The 21,616-nt window shown below is 65.7% G+C and carries 16 protein-coding genes and 1 pseudogene; 7 read left to right on the top strand and 10 right to left on the bottom strand.

Annotated features, from left to right (window positions below):
* Positions 1-488 precede the first annotated feature (488 nt).
* Positions 489-2,594: a beta-glucosidase gene (locus NDI79_RS15040; RefSeq protein WP_310929391.1), complete on the bottom strand. Its 2,106-nt coding sequence runs from the start codon at positions 2,592-2,594 to the stop codon at positions 489-491.
* A gap of 66 nt (positions 2,595-2,660) precedes the next feature.
* Here NDI79_RS15040 and NDI79_RS15035 point away from each other — a divergent pair, with 66 nt between their 5' ends.
* The 3 genes from NDI79_RS15035 to NDI79_RS15025 are packed head-to-tail and all read left to right on the top strand — an operon-like array spanning position 2,661 to position 5,216.
* Complete coding sequence (locus NDI79_RS15035; RefSeq protein ID WP_310929390.1) at positions 2,661-3,458, top strand: IclR family transcriptional regulator; 798 nt, start codon at positions 2,661-2,663, stop codon at positions 3,456-3,458.
* 57 nt (positions 3,459-3,515) lie between these two features.
* Positions 3,516-4,364: a 2,4-diketo-3-deoxy-L-rhamnonate hydrolase gene (gene rhcF / locus NDI79_RS15030; RefSeq protein WP_310929389.1), complete on the top strand. Its 849-nt coding sequence runs from the start codon at positions 3,516-3,518 to the stop codon at positions 4,362-4,364.
* A gap of 54 nt (positions 4,365-4,418) precedes the next feature.
* Positions 4,419-5,216, top strand: a complete 798-nt coding sequence (locus tag NDI79_RS15025; protein WP_310929388.1) for an SDR family NAD(P)-dependent oxidoreductase — start codon at positions 4,419-4,421, stop codon at positions 5,214-5,216.
* A 298-nt stretch (positions 5,217-5,514) separates the two neighbouring features.
* On the opposite strand, the gene NDI79_RS15020 is transcribed toward NDI79_RS15025, so the two are convergent.
* The gene (locus NDI79_RS15020) at positions 5,515-5,859 is read right to left on the bottom strand and encodes a DUF7344 domain-containing protein (RefSeq protein ID WP_425499622.1); all 345 of its coding nucleotides are present in this window, start codon (positions 5,857-5,859) and stop codon (positions 5,515-5,517) included.
* A gap of 1,459 nt (positions 5,860-7,318) precedes the next feature.
* On the opposite strand from NDI79_RS15020, the gene NDI79_RS15015 reads away from it, so the two are divergent.
* Both NDI79_RS15015 and NDI79_RS15010 read left to right on the top strand, forming a co-directional pair.
* Complete coding sequence (locus NDI79_RS15015; RefSeq protein ID WP_310929386.1) at positions 7,319-8,290, top strand: Gfo/Idh/MocA family protein; 972 nt, start codon at positions 7,319-7,321, stop codon at positions 8,288-8,290.
* Positions 8,287-9,075 (top strand): hydroxypyruvate isomerase family protein, encoded by a 789-nt coding sequence (locus NDI79_RS15010; RefSeq protein WP_310929385.1) that lies wholly within the window; start codon positions 8,287-8,289, stop codon positions 9,073-9,075. Before NDI79_RS15015 ends, NDI79_RS15010 begins: the two co-directional genes overlap by 4 nt.
* 232 nt (positions 9,076-9,307) lie before the next feature.
* Here the strand turns inward: NDI79_RS15010 and NDI79_RS23630 are convergent.
* Positions 9,308-9,559 (bottom strand): annotated as a pseudogene (locus tag NDI79_RS23630) (rhamnogalacturonan endolyase family protein); the annotation flags it as partial.
* 382 nt (positions 9,560-9,941) lie between these two features.
* Here NDI79_RS23630 and NDI79_RS15005 point away from each other — a divergent pair.
* Positions 9,942-11,132: an amidohydrolase family protein gene (locus NDI79_RS15005; protein WP_310929383.1), complete on the top strand. Its 1,191-nt coding sequence runs from the start codon at positions 9,942-9,944 to the stop codon at positions 11,130-11,132.
* 823 nt (positions 11,133-11,955) lie between these two features.
* On the opposite strand, the gene NDI79_RS15000 is transcribed toward NDI79_RS15005, so the two are convergent.
* The gene (locus tag NDI79_RS15000) at positions 11,956-12,576 is read right to left on the bottom strand and encodes a DUF7509 family protein (RefSeq protein WP_310929382.1); all 621 of its coding nucleotides are present in this window, start codon (positions 12,574-12,576) and stop codon (positions 11,956-11,958) included.
* 97 nt (positions 12,577-12,673) lie between these two features.
* Between NDI79_RS15000 and NDI79_RS14995 the strand changes: the two genes are divergently transcribed.
* Positions 12,674-13,105: a winged helix-turn-helix domain-containing protein gene (locus tag NDI79_RS14995; RefSeq protein WP_310929381.1), complete on the top strand. Its 432-nt coding sequence runs from the start codon at positions 12,674-12,676 to the stop codon at positions 13,103-13,105.
* 115 nt (positions 13,106-13,220) lie between these two features.
* Here the strand turns inward: NDI79_RS14995 and NDI79_RS14990 are convergent, their stop codons facing one another.
* The 6 genes from NDI79_RS14990 to NDI79_RS14965 all read right to left on the bottom strand — a co-directional run bounded on the left by NDI79_RS14990 (position 13,221) and on the right by NDI79_RS14965 (position 21,542).
* Positions 13,221-14,663, bottom strand: coding sequence for an SLC13 family permease (locus NDI79_RS14990; RefSeq protein WP_310929380.1), 1,443 nt, complete (start codon positions 14,661-14,663; stop codon positions 13,221-13,223).
* A 55-nt stretch (positions 14,664-14,718) separates the two neighbouring features.
* Entirely contained in the window at positions 14,719-16,809 is a 2,091-nt protein-coding gene (locus tag NDI79_RS14985) for a dipeptide ABC transporter ATP-binding protein (protein WP_310929379.1), read from the bottom strand.
* Entirely contained in the window at positions 16,806-17,723 is a 918-nt protein-coding gene (locus NDI79_RS14980; RefSeq protein WP_310929378.1) for an ABC transporter permease, read from the bottom strand. Before NDI79_RS14980 ends, NDI79_RS14985 begins: the two co-directional genes overlap by 4 nt.
* Positions 17,723-18,712: an ABC transporter permease gene (locus NDI79_RS14975; protein WP_310929377.1), complete on the bottom strand. Its 990-nt coding sequence runs from the start codon at positions 18,710-18,712 to the stop codon at positions 17,723-17,725. Before NDI79_RS14975 ends, NDI79_RS14980 begins: the two co-directional genes overlap by 1 nt.
* A 112-nt stretch (positions 18,713-18,824) precedes the next feature.
* Positions 18,825-20,768, bottom strand: coding sequence for an ABC transporter substrate-binding protein (locus NDI79_RS14970; protein WP_310929376.1), 1,944 nt, complete (start codon positions 20,766-20,768; stop codon positions 18,825-18,827).
* A gap of 126 nt (positions 20,769-20,894) precedes the next feature.
* Entirely contained in the window at positions 20,895-21,542 is a 648-nt protein-coding gene (locus NDI79_RS14965) for a helix-turn-helix domain-containing protein (RefSeq protein WP_425499621.1), read from the bottom strand.
* Positions 21,543-21,616: the final 74 nt, after the last annotated feature.

Genomic DNA, 21,616 nt, shown 5'->3' with positions numbered 1-21,616 from the left:
ACAGACCGACCGTTCGATTACGACCACGACCGGTGGACGGCCCGCGTCCTCCGGACCCACGACCGACCCCTCGGCTACGACGGCGAGACTGGATCAGCGTTCGACGCGTGGCGGGCGACGTTCCGAGAGGAGTTGCGATCCGTGCTCGGGTTCTCCGTCATCCGCGAGAACGGCGCCCGCGACATCGCTCCTCGGCACCACGGGACGACGGAAACGCCTGCCGGTCTGTCCGTTCGAGGATTCGATCGTCCCGATCGACCACTGCATCTGCAACTACGTCTCCGGTGTCCGTCGACTCGGAAAGGTGTGGGACGTCGCTCCTCAACGTCGGAGCCGGGTCGCACGCGTTCCCCGTCGACCGGTAGCCCGTCGTCTCGATTTTCGCTTTTCCCGCTCGTTCGGTTCGGACGGCTTCTCGCCGTCCGGTTTCGGTTCTCCGCTTCGATGCGGACGAGGACGAAGGAGGATTCGTCGCCGACGCGGTCCTACTACCGCGAAACGCTCGTCTCCGCCTGTATGTCCCGCGACGACCGTCCGACTTCGACGGCGTACTCGCCCTCGTCGGTCGTCCACCCGTCGTCTTCGTCGTACCGCTGGAATGCCAGTTCGCCCAGCGAGACGCTCACTATTGCCGTTTCACCCGCGGAGAGTTCTACGGAGGCGTAGCCCGCGAGTTCGCGCGTCGGTCGCTCGACGCCGTCGACGGCCGGCGCCGAGATGTACGCCTGCACGACTTCGCGGCCGTCGCGGTTCGAGGTGTTCTCCACCTCGACGTCGACCGTCGATTCGTCGGCCATCTCGGCGCTGCCGTACGCGAACTCGGCGTAGGAGAGGCCGTGGCCGAACGGGTACGTCGGTTCCTCCTCGGCGGCGTCGAAGTGGCGGTAGCCGACGAACACGCCCTCGTCGTACTCTGCTTCGTAGTCGACGCCCGGGAACCGCTCTTCGGTGTTCGCCGGGTACGACCCCTCCGGCGCGAACGTGACCGGCAGGCGACCTGCGGCGTCGGCGTCGCCGTACAGCACCGAGGCGACGGCGTCGCCGTCGGCCTGTCCGGGGTACCACGTCACCGCGACGGCGGCGACGTCCTCGCGCCACGGCGTTTCGACGGGGCCGCCGGACTGCACGAGGACGACCGTCCGGTCGTTCGCCTCGGCGACCGCTTCGACCAGTTCGTCCTGCTCGCCGGGCAGTCGGAGATTCTCGCGGTCCTCGGCCTCCGAGTTCGCGTCCCGGACGACGACGACGGCGACGTCCGCCGCGGCGGCGCGTTCGACGGCCTCGTCGAGGCTCAGTTCGTCGTCGCCGGTCTCCGCTTCCTCTTCCGACTCGCGGTCGAAGAACGACGGCGTCCGAATCTTCGCGACGCCCTGCGCGTACTCCACGATCCCTTCGGAGCGCGCTCGGATTCCGTCCAGCGTCGGCGTCTCGTGCGCCGACTCGACCTCCGAGGACCCGCCGCCGCCGAGCATCGCGTCCTCGGCGCCGGGGCCCAGAACCGCCACGTCCGCGTCGGCGTCGAGGGGGAGGACGCCATCGTTCTCCAAGAGGACGGTCGCCCGCGCAGCGATGGTCTCGGCGAGTTCCCGGTGCTCGGGCGTGTCGACGGCGCCATCGTCGCGTTCACCGTCAAGCAGGCCGACGCGCTCCATCTGTCGGAGGACGCGCGTCACCATGTCGTCGAGCCGTGACTCCGGCACCTCGCCCGACTCGACGGCCTCTGCCAACGAAGCGGCGAACAGTCCCGCCTTCGCGTCGGGGCCCGGAAGCGCCTCGCCGTCGGCGTCCTCGAACAGGTCGGTGTCGGAGTCCATCTGGAAGGCGTCCTTCAACTCCTCGAAGGTGATACCCGGCATCTCTAGGTCGAGACCGGCGTTCGCCGACCCGGCGACGCTGTTCGTCCCGAACCAATCGGAGACGACGTAGCCGTCGAAGCCCCACTCGTCTTTCAGCACGTCCGTGAGCAGGCGTCGGTGGTCGCTCATGTGCGTCCCGTTGACGCGGTTGTACGACGTCATCACCGACCCCGCGCCCGCCTCGACGGCCGCCCGGAAGCCGGGGAGGTAGAGTTCCCGAAGCGTCCGCTCGCTCATCTCGGCGCTGACGCGCAGTCGCTTCGTCTCCTGATTGTTGGCGACGTAGTGCTTCGGCGTCGCGATGACGTCCTCGGACTGGATGCCCTCCACCGCGGCCGCGGCGAAGTCGGCGGTCAGCACGGGGTCCTCCGAGTAGTACTCGAAGTTCCTCCCGCAGTGGGGAACGCGAACCAGGTTCAGACCGGGTCCGAGTATCGAATCCTGCCCCCGCGCCTTCGCCTCGCGGCCCATCGCGACGCCCTGGCGTCCGGCGAGTTCGGAATCGAACGTCGCCGCGAGGGCGATGGAGGCCGGAAAGGCCGTCGCGGTCTGGCCGGGAACGCGAACGCCGAGGGGTCCGTCGGCCAGTTTCAGTTCGGGGATGTCGAGCCGTTCGACGCCCGGTAGGTATCCCGTCGCGGTTCGTTCTGGGTCCACGGCGCCGTGAACTAAGCTCACCTTCTCCTCGCGCGTGAGCGCGTCGACCAGCTCTTCCACGCGTCCGCCGGAATCTGTCATGCTTATTTCGATTTCGAGTACCTCCCCGATTAATATTCTGGTTCCGTCTCTCCTACTTGTCCGACGATGACGGAACGATTTATCGAAACAATCGTGATAGAGACCACGGCAGGCACGGCACCAATCAAGGCGGTCAAAGTCTCCTTCGAGCTCATCGAACTCCTGCGGGAGCTCGACGGGGCGGGCGTCTCGGAGGTCGCACAGCGGCTCGACAAGCCGACGAGCACCGTGCACGACCACCTCCGCACGCTCGAACAGGAGGAGTACCTCATCAAGGAGGGGGACACCTACCACGTGAGCACGCGCTTCCTCCAGTTGGGCGACCAGGCGCGCTCCCGGAAGAAGGTGTTCAAGATAGCGCGTCCGGAGATAAACCAACTCGCGCAGATCTCCGGCGAGCACGCGAATCTGATGATAGAAGAGCACGGCATGGGCGTGTTCCTCTACCGCTCCCGCGGTCCGGACGCCGTTCAGCTAGATACGCACGCGGGGATGCGCGTCCCCCTCCAGACGACGGCGCTCGGGAAGACCATCATGGCCAACCGGCCGCGCGAGGAGGTGGAGGCGATACTCGACAGACACGGTCTGCCGCAGGTGACCGACAGCACGATAACCGACAGGGACGAACTGTTCGACGTTTTGGAGGAAGTCCGAGCGCGCGGGTACGCCTACGACGACGAGGAGCGAGTCAAGGGGATGCGCTGCGTCGCCGCGCCGATAACGGACGAGGACGGGTACGCCATCGCGGCCGTCAGCGTCTCCGGCCCCAAGAGCCGAATGCGCGAAGAGCGCTTCACCGAGGAGGTCCCCGAGCAGATACTCCGGAGCGCCAACGTCGTCGAGGTGAACCTCACCTACTCGTAGCCCCGGATTCGACCGGGAGCACAACAGTTAGGTACCGCGCGGTGTCACTCACGCACGATGCAGTTCACCCGATACACGAACGGCGGCGGTCCGCAGTGGGGCGTGCGCCGCGACGACGACATCGTACCGCTGGCCGGACTCCGAGAGGACGTCTCCTACGAGAACCTCACCAGCCCCGGCTTCCTCCGCCTCGTCGAGGACGCCGTCGAAGCCGCCGAGGACGAGGCGATTCCGACGTCCGAAGCGAAGCTCCTCGCGCCGGTCCCGCGTCCGGGGAAGATCGTCTGCGTCGGCCTCAACTACCACGACCACGCCGAGGAGCAGGACGAGGAGATACCCGAGCGACCGCTCCTGTTCGGGAAGTCCGACACGTCGGTGACGAACCCCGAAGACCCCATCGTCCACCCCGCCGACGTCGACCAGGTCGACTACGAAGTCGAGTTGGGCATCGTCGTGGGCCGGACGGCCAAAGACGTCTCCGCGGAGGATGCTTCCGAGTACCTCGCCGGTTACACCGCCGTCAACGACGTGAGCGCACGCGACGCCCAGTTCGAGGACGAGCAGTTCTTCCGCGGGAAGAGCTACGACACGTTCGCCCCCATGGGGCCGACGCTCGTCCCCGAGGGCGAACTGAACCCGAACGAACTCGACGTGGCCTGCCGGGTCAACGGCGAGACGAAGCAGGAGTCGAACACCGAGGAGTTCATCTTCGACGTCGGAGAGGTCGTCGAGTACATCAGCGGCATCACGACGCTGCGACCCGGCGACGTCATCTCGACGGGGACGCCCGGCGGCGTCGGCATCTTCCGCGACCCGCCCGAACTGCTCGAACCCGGCGACACCGTCGAAATCGAGGTCGAGGGAATCGGGACGCTGACGAATCCCGTCGTCGCCGAACGGGAGTAAGGAGAAGCGGGGCGACCCGCGCATCTATTTATAGTCGCTCTCGATAGTGGTACTATGACGACGCAGACAGACGACCGTCTGAGCGACAGACACGTGGTCGTGACCGGCGGCGCGCAGGGTATCGGACGCGGAATCGCGGTTCGCTGCGCCCGCGCCGGCGCGGACGTGACCGTCTTCGACACGCAACCGGACGTCGCCGAGGAGACGGCCTCGCTCGTCCGCGAAACGGGGTCCGAGGCGGCGGTGTACGAGGTCGACGTGACGGACGCGTCGGCCGTCGAGGCCGCCGTCGGGTCGGCGACGGACGAACTCGGCCCGATACGCGGCCTCGTCAACAACGCGGGCATCCAGCGAGCGACTCCGCTCCTGGAGACGAGCGAAGCGGAGTGGGACGCGCACTTCGACGTGAACGCCAAGGGAACGTTCCTCGTCTCGAAGGCCGTCGCAGCCTCGATGGTCGACCGCGGCGTCGCCGGAAGCATCGTGAACGTCTCCTCGGTGGGCGCGGAGCGCCCGTTCCCCGGACAGGGCGCGTACGGCGCCTCGAAGGCCGCCGTACTGGCGTTCACGACCGTACTGGCGAAGGAACTGAGCGACCACGGAATCACCGTCAACGCCGTCAAACCGGGGACCGTCGAGACGCCGATGGTCGAACAGTGGCTCGACGAACACGCCGAACAGTCCGAGAGGACCCGCGAAGAGGTCCTCACCGACGCCCTCGACGACCACGTCCTCGACCGGATGGGGCGACCGGAGGAGGTCGGACACGTCGTCGTCCTCCTCCTCTCCGAAGAGGGCGCGTGGATGACGGGCGAGTCCGTCGCCGTCGACGGCGGCTACCTCAGCGAGTGATCTCGACCGAACGCAACTATCCGATATCGTCGGATATATTGAGGATAGCCGAGCCGAAGCGTACCATTTAGAAACGGGCGTCGTGGCATTACATAGCTAATATTGTAACTCCGGTCCGACTCTTTCTCTTCGGAGGTGATGCCGCGGATGTGCCCGGATCTGCGATTCTTGGAGATACAGATGCCACATCAGTGCAGTATTTCTCATATCCCTCTATTATAATTCCGAACCGTCGCGAGAAGGAATTACGCTCGGAGATATGAAAATACGTTCGTGTAACCGTGGCCTACTACCGAATCTACCGCGATTGCCGGAGGTAGCCCACGGCCTCCGCGAACCGCTCTCCGGCGACGACGACGGACTCCCGCGGACGGATGTCGAGGACGGCGGGTGCGCAGAGAGCGGGCAGGTGGTTGTTGTAGAGGGATAGACACACCTCTCGCGCCGTCTCCTCGCACACCACGGTGGTAGGAACGCCCTTTTCGACCCCCGTAACCCATCGAGCGAGTGCGCTCAACTCCATCGACCCGCCGGCCGCGTCGACGGCTGAAACGGCTAGGCGCCGTCGCCGATTTCGCAGGTAGGGCGCCAGAGAGCGGTTTCGTCCGCCCCCGGAGAGCGGTGCGACCGCGGTCCGCCGCATTTCAGTCATACTCTCTCCCCCCACTCGCCTCGTGATTCCGGCCGCCGCCCGAACGACGGCTAATAGTCACCAAATCGCCGTGTCTCGAAGTTCGGCCGAAGCGTCCGGAGCTCTCGACCGGTTTCTCGAAACGCCGTCTCCCGCGGTTATCGGACATACGGCGAAAACATCGACCTGACACCCCTAAAATGGCCGGCTTTCATTGTAAGGGTTAGCCGCGACGTCACGTCACCGAGCGCTCGCGAGATGCGTTCGCGGAGCATAGGTCGCTGGAGACGTCGCGAGCACTCCGTTGCCACCTGTATCGACGGACTGTATGGTCTTCGTCGAGACGACTCCGTTCGAGAGACCCCTCTCGGGAGAGATAGACTCAAATCTTTTAGTATATTTCCGCCTTTTCTGCTTGTGAGCTCATCGAGCGTAGTTTCATACCGAAACGTTCGGAAATTCGCCGCCACTTGTTAGCTCCACCGAACCGTCGTCGAGATATCTCCCTTCGGAGGAGCGGTCACCGCCGCCCCGGATTCGGCGTCGCTGGCGGCGCGAGTCCGAAGTGATCGCGCCGGTCTACGGTCGCGAACGTAAGCGCGCTTCGAACCGTACCGAACGTCGCGGGGTTGATCTCCCGATGCATTCGAATCGTCGCGTCCGGCGGGATCCCGCAGTTCCGCCTCGGCAGCGTCGTTACAGTAATAAGAGCGTAACGATGCCCATCTCGGGGGCCGACGGATTCTCGACGGCGCTCCTCGACTTCGAGAGAACTCTCCTGCCTCGTGTCCGTCGCTCGGTTCTCGACATCGGTGTTGTTCTCGATGGTCAGAGGTTCTTTCGGTATCGTCGGAAACGCGAAACACCTCCGCACTCGCCGGTTCGATTCGCACCGACTGATAGAGGAAGTCGAACGATAGTCGTCGGTGGAAAGGTTCGCGACGGTCAGACTGGGGAGACCGCTCGGAGACGCCTGAAAGTAATCTTCGAAGAGTCGATGTTTTCGGGCGAGTCCCAAACGGGGACCAACACACCTATCCGGTAATACCGGAACCGGACGCTTTTTCGGACCGTCTTTTAGACAACGCCGACGGGTTCGAAGCCAGTGACGCTGCCGCCGCATCCCGTGGCAGAGCGCTCTTTCGACTGGTCGGCGCTCATCCCGACTGAGAACGGGGTGCCCGAGGGGTTCGTTGTTCGCGCCTATTCCGTACGACGGGTCCGTCGAGGCGCCGACCGTCAGCCCAGGCGCCGGAACGATACCAGACGAGGTAGCCGACGTATCCGACAGGCGCAGCGACGAACGCGCCTGACGAGCACTCGATGGAGGCGGTCCTGCGAAGGCTCCTCGCACCGTGCGCGGCGGTCAGGAGCGGACCATCGGAGTCGCGAGGAACGGGGAGGCCGGAGTGGACCAGTCGGCGCGTGAGATACAGTAACTTGATAACACGTCATCGGATAGTGAGAGTCGATGACCGTTCAACTGGCGTTTATCGGTGCGGGTGGTATCGCGTCCGTCCACCTCGACAACCTCGAATCGAACGAGCGGGCCGACGTCGTCGCGGTCTGCGACATCGACGACGAACGGGCGACGGCCGCCGCGGAGACGCACGGCGCGGCGGCGTTCACCGACCACCGCGAGATGTACGCGGAAGCGGACTTCGACGCCGTCGTCGTCGGGATTCCCCCGTTCGCACACGAGGATCAAGAGCGGCTCGCGGTCGAGCACGGAGCCGACCTGTTCGTCGAGAAACCGCTCGCGCTGGACAGCGAGACCGTCCGCGAGAACGCCGCGGCCGTCGCCGAGTCCGACCGCCTCGCGCAGGTCGGTCACATGGTCCGATACGTCGACTTGGTTCAGCGCGCGACGGAACTCGTCGGCGAGCGAACCGTCGCGCTCGTTGACGGGCACTGGTGGTGCGGCATCCCGGGCGATGCGGACCACTGGTGGCGGAAGAAGGACCTCTCGGGCGGGCAGGTCGTCGAGCAGGCGACACACACCTACGACGCGGTCCGGTACTTCGCCGGCGACGTCGAGTCCGTGTCGGCCGTCGGCGGCGAGGAAGTGCACGACGAGGAACTCGACTTCGAGGACTCCACCTCGGCGTCGATGCGACACGAGACGGGCGCGATCAGCCACGTCTCGGCCACGTCCACCTCCGCGCGGTTCTCCCACGGGATCAGTCTGACCGGCGAGGGCTTCTCGCTCGAACTCGACATCGGCGCCGACACCCTCGTCGGCACCGTCGACGGCGAGGAGGTAGCCTTCGAGGGCGACGGCGACCCGTACGACACCGAGATGCGGGCGTTCGTCGAGGCGGTCGAGACGCGGGACGAGTCGCTCCTGCGGTCGCCGTACGAGGACGCGCGGAAGACGTTCGAGACGACCCTCGCGGTCGAGCGCGCCCTGGAGACGGGCGAATCACAGCGGGTGGCCGAATGAGCTTCACCGTCAGCGCGAACGCCAACATGGTGTTCGGAGTCGACGACCCGGTGGACGCCGTCGCGGAAGTCGCCGACCTCGGACTCGAAGCGGTCGAGTTCTGGGGTATCGAGGACGTCGACGCCGAAACCCTCCGCGACCGCTGCGACGAACACGGCGTCTCCGTGTCGGCGTCGACGTGCGTCGGCGTCGCGGCCAACACGCAGGGGGAGGGACCCGGCCTCACGGACCCCTCGCTGCACGAGGAGGGGGTCTCGGACCTCGAACGCTCGGTCGAACTGGGCGAGGCGGTCGGCGTCGACGCCTTGGTGGTCACGGTCGGCCCCGAGCGGGACGACCTGCCGCCGGGCGCCGAACACCGCGCCGTCGTCAACGCCCTCCGGGACGCCGCGCCCGCCGCGGAGGCGGCGGGTATCGACCTCGTCGTCGAACCGCTCAACAATCCGGTCGACCACCCCGGGTACTATCTCGACTCCTCCTACGAGGCGTACGAAATCGTCGACGCGGTGGACAGCTCCGCAGTTTCAGTCCTCTTCGACGTCTACCACCAGCAGATAACCGAAGGCAACGTCATCCAGAACCTGACCGAACACGTCGAGTTCGTCGGGTACGTCCACGTCGCCGACGTGCCGGGACGACGCGAACCCGGAACGGGCGAACTCAACTACGCGCGAATCTTCGAGGCGCTGGATGACGCCGGCTACGACGGCTACGTCGGCCTCGAGTACTCGCCGTCGACCGACGCCGCGGCGACGGTCGAGCGCGTGCTCGACTTCGTCCCGTGACGCAGGTAATCAGGAGGCCACGAGCGCGAATTCCCGAAGACGGGGGGCCGACCACTTCGCCGTTTTCCCCCTTACTGGACGGGTTCGTTCGGCGGTCCTCTTTTGTACTGTTCCTCACACTCCATACCTCGATGGCGTCAGGCAGACCCGGCTTACCGTCAGAGCGCCAGCGTTCTTCGGAGTCGCCGTCGCTCTCTCCTCGGCCGGACTCGTCACCGCCCGTGCGGCCGATGACGACCGGTCGGACCGCGTACGTTGAGTCTATCGTTCCGTCCGGGCCGAGGTGGTTCGTGCTCTCCATGGTGGATTTATCGTTCATCCGCTCTCTATCATGGGAGGGGTGAAACCCGAGGTCGTCGGGTTCGGTGCCGAACAGGGGCGACCGGAGCGATAGGCCGTTCTCTGTGGGAACGCCGATCAACCCCTTCGAGCGCCTCTGTCTAACGGGGTCTTCGCAGACGAAGGGCTCGCCTCGCGGATGCACCTGTCTTCGTCGGTCGACTGATTCTCTCCGGCGTTACAGCTACACAGCCGTTATACGCGGCTCGCCCGTTGGCGAAATCGATAGAGTCAGCGTACGACCAGTACGGGGAATACGACGGTATCTAGTTACGAAAAACTAGGATACGTATTCTCAGTAAGGAAAAGTAGATATACAACAGATGAACCACTACCAAATATCGATATTCGACTCTATACGCCGCTGAACTTCATTTGTAACCGAACACAGGCCTCTGTCTCGTTATCAAGTTGTTTTGATCCACGTGTAAATACGGGAATGCAGCTTCCCGTACTTCGAGGCAGTGGCTGATCGACCGGCGTATTTCGAACCGAAACGTATTGTACACCCCCCGCGACCGGGCCGTATGCACATCATTCGCAACGCGACGCTCCACACGGCGACGGACCGGGGAACGGTCGAAGGGGACTTACTCGTCGAAGGCGGGAAGATAGCCGCTGTTGGCGACGTGGACGCACCCGACGAGGCAACCGAGTTGGACGTCGACGGCGCGCCGGTCACCCCCGGCCTCGTCGACGCGCACAGTCACGCCGGGATGGCCGAATGGGGCGAACCCGAGGACGGCGACTACAACGAGGGGACCGACCCGGTCACGCCGCACGTCAACGCCCTCGACGGCTTCCACCCGCGCGACGAGGAACTGAAGTACGCCTTCCAGAACGGCGTCACCAGCGTCTCCGCGCGGATGGGGTCGGGGAACGTCGTCGGCGGCGTCATCTGCTCGATGAAGACGTACGGCGATATCGCCGACCGGATGCTCATCCGCGAGGACGGGATGAAAGCCGCCATGGGGGAGAACCCCAAGCGCTTCCACGGCGAACGGAAGGACCGCCAGCCCTCGACCCGACCGGGCGTCGCCGCGACGCTCAGACAGGCGCTGATGAACGCCGAGGACTACGTCGACAAGCGCTCGAAGGCCGCCGAAGAGGGCGACCCGTTCGACCGCGACTTGGGTATGGAGAACCTCGCCCGCGTCGTGGAGGGCGACCTCCCCCTGCGCGTCCACGCCCACCGCGCCGACGACATCGTGACGGTCTTCCGCATTGCCGAGGAGTTCGGTATCGACGACCTCTCTATCGAGCACGCGACGGAGGGTCACCTCGTCGCCGAGGAGTTCGTCACGCACGGCGTCCCCGCCGTCTGCGGCCCGTCGCTGTACTCCGGCGCGAAGTACGAACTCCGGAACATCACGTTCGAGACGCCGGGCATCCTCCACGAGGCGGGCGTGAAAGTGGCCGTTCAGACCGACGCGCCGGTCGTCCCCCAGCGACATCTCGACGTCTGCGTCGGCCTCGCCGTCCGCGAGGGTCTGCCCGAAGAAGCCGCCTTGGACGTGGTCACGCGCAACCCCGCGGAAATTCTGGGTATCGAGGACCGCGTCGGCACACTCGAAGAGGGAACCGACGCCGATATCGTCGTCTGGGACGGTCCATTCCACCAGTTCGACACGAGCGCCCAGCACGTCTTCGTGGACGGCGAACACGTGTTCGACCGCGCGGAGGACAGCGTCGACCCGCGCGAGGAGTGGCAGTGGTAGACGGTCGGTATCTAATACCGATTTTCTTCCCCTCGGGAACGGTCGCTCGTCTTCGCCGGTAGGTCGGCAACATCGCCGTGTGGCTCACATCGAGAGTTAGATACTGAAGCTGTCATTTTTTCGCGGTGGGATAGCCGTACACCCCGTCGAACGAGCGTTTCAGCGGTACGAGGCGCCTGTAACGCGTTTTCGACACAGTACACTGACACCGCTCCCCGCAAGTAGTGGGCGTGGAGGGGGTGTAGAACCCTTGGAGCTAGTCGCTCGATTCGACGGTCGGCTCTCGCTTCGTGGAACTTCCAAGATCGGCCGAATTCAACCCTCTGTGGTCCGTCTACGGACTACGTGTCCGATCGTCTTCCAGCCCTCCAACCGGCGCCGCGACGGAAGACCGGCACTCTGCGAACACTGAAATCCCGATACACCCCATCAAAATCGGGGTGTATCGACCGAATCGTAGTCTGGAAAAACCCCAGTTGGCACTCACTGCTTGCTGCGCGTCGTTCGTCGACCACCGACAGTACCCGAGACAGACACTGAAACGACAGTATTAGGAATAGACGACCTCAATTTCCAGTCGAGGAGAGATAGCGCTTGGAGATTGCTCGAGATTCCCGCTACACCTTACGTAGCAAGCCACACTCCGGGGAAACCGGGGGTGTACGCCAACTGGATTCTCCGTTCTCGGTACTCGATATCTGATATGTCTGGTATCCGTCACCGCCGTTTCCACTCGACAGTGGCTTCGGAACGCGGTCGAAACTGACTCGATAGCTGTCCGGTCAAGCTCTCCTCACACGTTTGCGACGGCGAACAAGTAGAGTTAGTCCAACCGACCGAGTTCGCCCCGTCGTTCTCGATGCATAATACCACCGACGAACAGTCGGAGTTTCTCGACGAGCTCCGCTTCCGTGTCGTACGTTTCGATACGGAGGTCCCAGCGTGTGTTTGCCGACCGAATCATCGCACTCGTGACGTCACGCTCGCGTACGAAGAGCAACCGCTCGCCGTGCGTCTCCGAGAGTGATTCGAGGATACTCCCGGCTTCCTCGCCGACGCCGAAGTTATGCCCGAGAAACGGTAGCACGAAGGCTGTCGCGTTACTGCATCTCGTGTACTCGACGCTCTGCGTCGCCGCGTCTACGTCGTCGGTGTCCACGTCGACGTCGAGAGCTAAAAACGCGTTCACCCCCGGATCGACGCGAAGTTCGCCCTGTACGCGACGCAAGAGCGCCTGCGCCGCATCGATGTCGTCCTTGCTCTGAAAGAGTCGTCGCAATGGACCCGGGAGTTCCTCGACGTCGATATCCCGTCGCTCCTCTTCGCTGAGGACGTACTCGAGATTAAACGACTTGTACGGACCCATCAGATAGCAGAGAAACCGGTCATACGGGACGTTCCCCAATCGGTCGACGATCAAGTCGCGCGTGATCACCGCGGTCATAGATCATCTATCTCTACCGGGAACTTAAAAGAGGGAGTTTTTTAGAACCCTCGGCTCGAGAACACCTAAGAATCACCCGTCCCTATCATAGCCTACAATGGCGACGAACGACCCCCAGTCGGCCGAGGGCAACCCGCCGGAGGACCCGCGGGATCTGCTCTCGGAGGAGAGCGTCCTCGGTCTCGACGAGTATCTCGCTATGCACGCCGCTGTGGGGCATCGGACGCGGTACGAGATTCTCTACCGACTCGTCCATAGCGGGGACATGAGTCCCAAAGAACTGGAGGAAGCGATAGGCATCGACGATAGCACCCTCCACTACCACCTCAACAAACTCGTCGAGGTCGGTCTCGTCGAGAAACGCCAGCGGACCGACCGAGGTCAAGACGGCTTGCACACGTACTACCGAGCGACCGTCTTCGGAGACGTGACGCTCACCGAGGGCGTCGACGAGCTCATCCGCGGCGAGCAGGAGTTCGAAGAGATGTACGATAGTTCGGCGTCGCCGGGCACCGGTTCTTCCGAGTGACGCTACCCGCGCGCTCCAGCGACTAGCCGGATTGCTATCGCCGCTATCTCGGGTCTCTCCGGGGAGATGCGATCCGTCATCGAACGCACTCTACACCGGTCATTTCCCTCCTGAGTCACCCGAGAGCCGCGGTCACGGCCGGCCAGTAGACGGCCCACGCGACGGCGACGACGACCAAGGAATACAACATCGTCACGAGGCCGAACGCCAGCACGTCGAATCCGTCGAGGGGACCCTCCTCCATCGACACCAGCACCGCCGTCGTGTTGAACGGGAAGACGGTCGTCGAACCGACGACGAGGACGACGGCGAGCGCGAGGAACAGTCGGTTCAGTCCGATTTCGCCGCCGATTCGGAGCGCCACCGGGAGGACGACGAGCATCGCGGCCGACCCCGTCGAGAAGAGCGCGCGGACGCAGACGGCCACCCCGAGGAGCACGGCCGCGCCCTGCCAGTGAGGCATCGCGTGGAAGGGAACCGCGCCGGTGGCCGCCTCCACGATGGTGCCAAGCGCGCCCGTCGCCTCCATCCGGTCGAGGACGGAGAACATCGCTCCGACGACGAAGAGGATGCCCCAACTCACGTCGGCGGCGTCCGCGGCCGTCAGAATCTCGATACCGGGGAGGGCGAGAACCGCGACGGCCAGCGCCGCGGGGACGATGGCGGGGAGGCCGGTGAGAGAGCCGAGGAGCCATAGACAGACCGCGCCGGCCATCGTCGCCGCGACGATTCGCTGGTCGCGGGTGAGCGCACCGACGGTCCCGCCCGCCGTGCCTCCGTCCGATTCGACGCCCTCACCGACCGACGCGTCCGCGGCGGCGGCGCCGTAGAGGTAGCCGGCCGTCGCCGCAGAGAGCGCGTACAGCGCGGCGACGGGGGGAATCATCAGCGCGGCCCACTCCAGCCACGTGACGCTTTGGGAGCCCGAGCGGACGATTTCGGCCGTCACCAGCGCCATTCCCCCGCCGGTCATGAGCGCCAGCGAGGCGACGGGGTTGACGTGTCCGAGCACGAGGAAGGAGGAGCGCTCGAAGCCGCCGCCGGGGTCGAGGCCGTAGGCGTCGCGGACCCGCCTGACCACGGGAACGAACGTGACGGCGCGGGCCACCGCCGACGGCATGAGGAAGGCGAGCGCGAACAGGTTCGACGCGAGCGACCGGAACGGCCGCGCGGCGCTCCCCCCGGTCGAGCGCAGTCGGGACGCGAACCAGCGGTCGAGGTTCACCTCGTCGATGGCGGCCCCGAGGAGGAACACGAGGAGGAGGAAGAACACGAGCGAGGAGGCGAACCCGGACGCCGCGACGGCGAACGACGGGGCGGCGCCGAAGACGACGAGCAGCACGACGGCGAGGGTGCTGGAGACGACGTACGGGACGGCCTCCGTGAGCCACAGCACCAGCGCGAAGCCGAACACCGCCATCACGTCCTGCGCGTTCGGCGCGAACGCCGACGGTTCCGCCAGCGCGCCCCACGCGAGGACGGCGACGGCGGCGGCGATTCCGAGCGCGTCCGCTCGGGCGAGGGTCGGTTCGTCGTCGGCGCGAGCGTCGTCGGGCATCTATGAAGCGCGCGTGGGTCGAGAGGAGGTTCGAGCGGGGTTCATCTCGGTCGGTTCAGTCGTCCGCGGAGGTGTTCGAGGCCGAGGCGTTCGCGGGGGCGTCGCTCGGTCCGTCCTCGTCGACGGGGAAGTAACACGCGGCGGTGTGGTCGCCGTCCGCGTCGGCGGCCTCCCCGAGACCGGGTTCGGCCTCGCGGCACTCCTCGGTCGCCTTGGGGCAGCGAGGCGCGAACGTACAGCCCTCGGGCAGGTCGACCGGGTCCGGGGGTTCGCCGTCCAGGAGGACGCGGTCTCTGTCCTTCGAGGGGTCCTTCTCGGGCGCCGCCGAGAGGAGCGCGGACGCGTACGGATGCTTCGGCTCCGAGACGACGCGTTCGGTCTCGCCCATCTCGACGATCCGACCGAGGTACATGACGGCGAGTCGGTCCGACACCTGCGAGAGGCTGGCGAGGTCGTGGGAGATGTAGACGATGCCGATGTCGTCCTCGTCGGCCAGGTCGCGGAGCAGGTTGAGGAGGTTGACCTTGAGGGAGACGTCCAGCATCGACGCCGGTTCGTCGCAGACGAGGAAGTCCGGGTCGAGCACGAGGGCGCGGGCGATGGCGACGCGCTGTCGCTGCCCTCCGGACAGTTCGTGCGGGTAGTCGTCGAGGAACCCCTCGGCGGGCGTCAACCCGACGCGTTCGAGCGTCTCCGTGGCCTTCTCCGTCTGTCGCCCCTCGGCGAGGTCGTGAATCTTCAGCGGCTCGGTCACGAGCTGCCGGACCGTCTGCCGCGGGTTCAGCGAGTCGAAGGGGTCCTGAAAGATTATCTGCGCCTTTCGCCTGAACTCCTTCATCCCGCCGCGCTGGTACTCCTCGACGCTCTTGCCGTCGAACTCGACGTCGCCGCCCGTCGGCTCTTCGAGCATGGCGACCGTCTCGCCGAGCGTCGACTTCCCGCACCCGCTCTCGCCCGCGACGCCGAGAATCTCCGAGCGGTGCAGCGAGAACGACACGCCGTCGACGGCCTTCACCTGCGGCGGTTCCTCGCCGCGGAGTTGGTCGAACAGCGACTGATTCGTCGAGTACCACTTCTCCAACTCGTCGACGCGGAGGATTTCTTCGGCCTCCCCGTCCGCGGCCGCCTCCTCGGCGGGGTCGACGCCCCACGTCTCCGGGTCGGCCGCCTCCCGCCGCATCCGCGCGGCCCGGTCGACGTGGTGGCAGGCCGAGCGATGGTTGCGGTTCGGAAGGTCGACCAGCGGGGGTTCCGAGTCGGTGCACTCCTCGGTCTCGAACGGGCAGCGGTCGGCGAACACGCACTCCGTCGGCGGCGCGTCGAGGCTCGGGGGCGACCCCGGAATCGCCACCGGGTCCTCCGAGAGGCGTTCGACCTCCGGGAAGGAGTTCTTCAGCCCCATCGTGTACGGGTTCGTCGGGTTGACGAGCACGTTGTCGACGCTGCCCTGCTCCATCACCGTCCCCCCGTAGAGGATGGAGAGTTCGTCGCACGTCTCCGCGATGACGCCGATTTCGTGCGTGATGAGCAGCAGCGAACTGTCGATGCGCTCCTGTATCTCCAGTATCGTGTCGACGATTTTGTCCTGCACGACCACGTCCAGGCCCGTCGTCGGTTCGTCGGCGACGATGAGATCCGGTTCCAGCGCCAGCGCCATGGCGATGGTGACCCGCTGGCGCATCCCGCCGGAGAACTCGTGGGGGTACTGCTCGGTCCGGTCGGGGTCGAGGCCGACCATCTCGAACAGTTCGCGCACCCGGTCGCGCGCCTTCGCGTCGGAGACGTTCCGGTGTTTCTGTATCGCCTGCCGAATCTGCGCGCCGCAGGTCATCACCGGGTCGAGCGAGTCCATCGCGCTCTGCGGGATGTACGCTATCTCCTCCCAGAGCACGTCCCGGCGCTCCTCGTCGGACATCGAGAGCAGGTCCTGCCCCTTGAACGTGACCGACCCGGCGTCGACCCGGCCGTTGTTCGGCAGCAGACCGAGGAGCGCCTCGGCGGCCGTGGACTTGCCGGACCCGCTTTCGCCGGCGAGGCCGTAGTTGACGCCCTCGCGTATCTCGAACGACACGCCGTTGACCGCGTGCACGCGGCCGTCGTCCGAACCGTACGTCACCGTCAGGTCTTCGACTTCGAGTAGGCTCATTGTGATTGCTCGCTGATTTCGGGGTTGATGACTTCCTCGTAGGCGCGGCCGATGAGGAACACCGACGTCGTGACCGCGGCGATGCCGACGGCGGGCGGAATCACCCACCACCACGCGACGCGGATGCTGCCGGAGGCGAACACCTGTCGGAGCATCCGGCCCCAACTCGTCGTCGTCGGGTCGCCGAAGCCGAGGAACGCGAGGCTGGCCTGCGCGGCGATGGACCACGCGACGCCGTACGCCGTGTACAGGAACGCGATGGGGAGGACGTTCGGCGCGACGTGGACGAACATCGTCCGCAGGTGGCCCGCGCCGCTGGCCTTCGCCGACCGCACGAACGTCCGTTCCGAGACTGAAAGCACCTCCGAGCGGATGACCCGCGCGGGCATCTTCCAGAGGAACGCCGCGACGATGGCCGTGATGACCCAGATGTTCGGCTGGACGAACGTCAACAGCAGCAGCGCCATCGGCATGAACGGAAGCGAGAACGTCAGGTCGGTCAGGCGCATCAGCACCTCGTCGACCGTGCCGCCGAAGTAGCCCGCGACGAGGCCGACGAGGAACCCGACGCCGCCCGTCGCCACCCCGCCGAACAGGCCGACGACGAACGTCGGACGGGCGCCGGCGAGGAACTGGCTGAACACGTCCTTCCCGTAGGCCGTCGTGCCGAAGGGGGCGGCGAGCGTCGGGGACTGGAGGCGCGCGATGGCCCCCTGTCCCGTCTGGACGCTGTAGCGGATGGGGTCGTGCGGCGCGATGGCGGGACCGAACACCCCGAGGAACGCGAACGTCACGAGGACGACGAGGCCGACGGCCGCGGGCGTGTCGCCGACCACGAACCGGAGGCTCGACGCGATTCGGTCCGCGCCGGACCGGACCCACGAGCGCACGGGTTCGACGCTGTCGACGGACATTAGCTCCCACCTCCCGCGGTGACGGCGGGGTCGAAGTACGCCGACAGCACGTCGGCGACGAGGTTCATGACGATGACCGCAAGCGCCATCAGGAACACCGCCGCCTGCACGACGGGGAAGTCCTGCTGGGAGATGGACGTGACGAGTTGGCGGCCGATGCCGGGCCACCCGAACACGACTTCGAGGAGGATGAGCCCCTGGAATATCATCCCCAGCCGGAGCGCGAAGTAGGTGAGGACGGGCAAAAGCGAGTTCCGCCCCGTCCGCAGCAGTTGCTCCGTCTCCGAGAGTCCCTTCGCCTTGTGAAGTTTCAGGAACTCCGAGCCCTTCTGCTCGACGACGCCGTTACGCGCCAAGAGGAGGAAGTCGCCGCTGTAGTACAGCACCGCCACCGTGAACGGGAGGAGGTAGTGGTGCAGGAAGTCCACCGAGAGGTAGGTGGCCGCGAAGCCGTCCGGACTGGCGGTTATCTCGCGCATCCCGAACGCGGGGACGAGGTCGAGCGTGTACGAGAACACGATGATGAACAGCAGCGCCGTGATGAACACGGGCGTCGAGCGGAGGAACGTCGTCGTGACGATGCTCCCCGTCTCCAGCCACGACCCGCGGTTCCACCCGGCGTACATCCCGAGCAGGGTGCTCAGCACCGCCGTCGTCACGAGGGCGGGCACGAGCAGTATCAGCGTGTTGAACAGCTTCGGCCCGAGAATCTCCCAGACGGGTCGGGTCTGCCGGATGGAGTAGCCGAACTGGAAGGTGAGCAGGTTCTGGAGGTAGATGAGGTACTGCTCGTGCAGGGGTTGGTTCAGCCCGTAGAGGGACAGAATCTCCGCGACCTGCTGTTCGGAGAGGTTCCCCGAGGCCACCAGTTGCGTGAACGGGCTCCCGGGGAGCAGTCGGAGGGTGAAGAAGATGATAGTGACGGCGACCAAGGTGAGCGCCGCCGCGATGCCGATGCGCTTGGCGAGGAACCGCTGGAACTGACTCATCGCCCCGCCTCCGCTTCGGTCCTCGCGTCGTTCTTCACCGTCGGTTCGCCGGACGCCGGGGGTCGGCGGGCGTCGCGGGCGTCGGTTCGGTCGTCGTGCTCGTGTCTCGTCGTCATTGGTCTGAGTCCTCCGCTGCGTCCGCGAAGTCGGGTTGATTCAGTTCGGTCCTGCGGCGGTGGCAGTTGCCGTTCTGGACGCGTTCGACGAACGCCGCCCACGCCTCGCCGTTCGGGAAGCGGAGGTTGCCCTCCCCGTCCCACGTGTACCCCGCGCTGGCGAGGATTCCGCGGGCCGCTTCCGGGTCGTACTCGTAGTTCTTCGTCTCGGCGTTGGTCCAAATCGTCAGGTCGGAGATGAAGTTCTCCCCCGGCGGGACCGTCGCGCGGTTCTGGAGCACCTGCGTCACGAAGCCCTCCTTGTCGACGGCTTTCGCAAGCGCGATGCGGAACTCCTTGTCGCGGATCAGCGGCGTCGAGAACATGAGCTTCGTGTCCAAAGGAGCGAAGTTGTCCGCGACGCGCTTCTCGACGCCCGACGTATCGGCGGCGCGTTCGGCCTGCGTGTTCGACAGGCGGCCGGCGACGGCGTCTATCTTCTCGTTCTGGAGGCCGCCGATGAGCGCGTTGACGTTGCCGACGTTCACCCAGATGACCCGGTCGATTCCGGGGCCGCGCGCGGCGGCGTCGCCGAGGTGTTCGGCGCGCCAGTCGTCGTCCCACGTCCAGTGGTCGTCGTTGCGCTCGACGACGAACTTGCTGCTCTGCGACCACCTGCCGAACTCGAAGGGTCCGGTGCCGACGGGTTCGGTGGGGCTGTACTGCGTGGGGTTCTCGACGTCCTCCCAGCGGTGCTTCGGGATGATGGCGCTGCGGACGACTCGCTGGGTCAGGAACGACGCGTCCGGTCGAGAGAGGTTGAAGCGCACCTCGTGGCTCCCCAACCGTTCGACGGAGTCGATGGGGCCGTAGAACGGCGCCTGACTCACCGCCGAGTGCTCGTTGTAGAAGTCCACGGAGAACTTCACGTCCTCGGCGGTGAACGCCTCGCCGTCGTGCCACGTCACGCCCTCGCGGAGCGTCATCTCGACGGTGGTGTCGTCGACGAACTCTGCAGACGTGGCGAGGGCCGGGACGACTTCGAGGTCCGGCGAGGCGTCGAACAGGCCGTCGTAGATGTAGGTGAGCCGTTTGGCCTCCGCCCCGCCCGCCGCCCACGGCAGGTTCAGCGAGTTCATCGACGTCGACGTGCCCTTCACGTAGGCCGTCTCGCCCGTCTGGGGCTGGAGGTTCACCTCCGACCACTGGAACGCGTCGCCCGTCGGCCCGTTACCGGGCGTCATCACGTAGCCGTCCCACTTGCGCTCGTTGACGGCCGTGATGACGTCCGGGAACAGCGTGATGAGCGCCCCCACGTCCTCTGCGAAGACGGCCTGCGCCCGGTCGACGAGTTCTTTCCGTCGCTCCCGGTTCCCGGTCAGGCGGCGCTGCTCGTCGAGAATCTCGTTGAGCTTCGGATGCCAGTAGTTGTCGTAGTTCGACGGGCTGGATTTGTACCGCCGCATCAAGAGCGGGTTCGGGTCGAGTCCGCGCTGAGGGTCCGGCCCGTGGGTGCTCATCGATATCATGTTCTCCAACCCGTTCGTCGCCCAGCTCTGCGCGTACAGTTGGTTGAGCGGTCGGTTGTCGAGTTCGGGCCTGACGCCGAGGTCGCGGAGCGACCGCTGGAACATGAACGCGTGTTCGCGCATCCAGGGGTCGTCCTCCGTGGAGAACTCGATGGTCACCGGGTCGAGAACCGCGCCGGCCCGCGCCGTGTACTCCATCGGCGGCGACTCCGCGTCGACGGTCGGCCAGTCGTGCCAGTACTTCGTCTCGACGGTCTCCCGCGTGCCCGCGGGGACGTCCGGTTCGAGGCTGACGGGACCGGACCCGCCGCCGACGCATCCGGACAGGCCGGTCACGCCGGCGGCACCGAGTCCCGCGACGGCCCGCAGACACCGCCGCCGGGTCGTCCCCGGTCCGCCTTCCGGGTCGCTTCGTCTGTCATCATCGCCCATGATGGTCCCAACCAACACCGATAATCGGGTAGGACTTCCCCCGAACCCCGGTGATGAGTATCACACATTAAATAGGGGTGGGAGATCTCGGGGCCGACGGGACCGTGATATATTGATATAGTAAATTCAACGAGTCGAGAATATGAGTTCGAAGAGCGTGTGTTGCGCCGTGCGGATGCGCTCGCTGAACGTGGACTGCTGGATTCCGAGGGCGTCGGCCACCTCCTGCGCCGACGCCTCGCGGGGGACGGAGAAGTAGCCCATCGTGTACGCCGTCTCCAGCACGTCTATCTGGTGGTCGCTGAACTTCGAGACGAGGACGTCCGTGAGACGGCCGCTGTCCAGCGGTTCGCCCGGTCGGTCCGTCTCGTTCACCTTCAGCAGGTCGAACCGGCCGTACTTCTCCTCGACGTCGTCGGCCAAGTCTCTGAAGTCGTCCCACTCGGCCACCGTCGCGATGACGCTGACCGTCCCCCTCTCGACGACCAGACGGTTGGGTATCGCGTGCCGCCGCAGCACGGTTTCGAGGACGTAGGGGTAAGGTTCGTTGGCGAAGACGACGGCGCGGGCGAGGTGCGTGCCCGCCGACCCGGAGGGGATGGACTGCGTGTAGAAGACGGAGACGCCCGACACCTCCTCGAAACGCGCCGCGAGGTCCACTTCCTCCGTCGAGGCGACGGTGAACGACTCCAACCACTCGCCGTCCTCGACGTAGAAGGCGTTGTCAACCTCGATGCTCCCCCCGTCGCCGACGAACGGCAGCAGTTCGGCCACCACCCCCGTCGGTTCCGTCTCGAACTCTATCGTGAGAATCGTCTCTCCCTCCACTCCTCGGGAGGGCGAACCGC

Source organism: Halogeometricum sp. S3BR5-2 (assembly GCF_031624635.1).
GTDB lineage: Archaea > Halobacteriota > Halobacteria > Halobacteriales > Haloferacaceae > Halogeometricum > Halogeometricum luteum.
The sequence above is the reverse complement of the archived record's forward strand: the minus strand, read 5'-3'. Positions and strand labels throughout refer to the sequence as shown.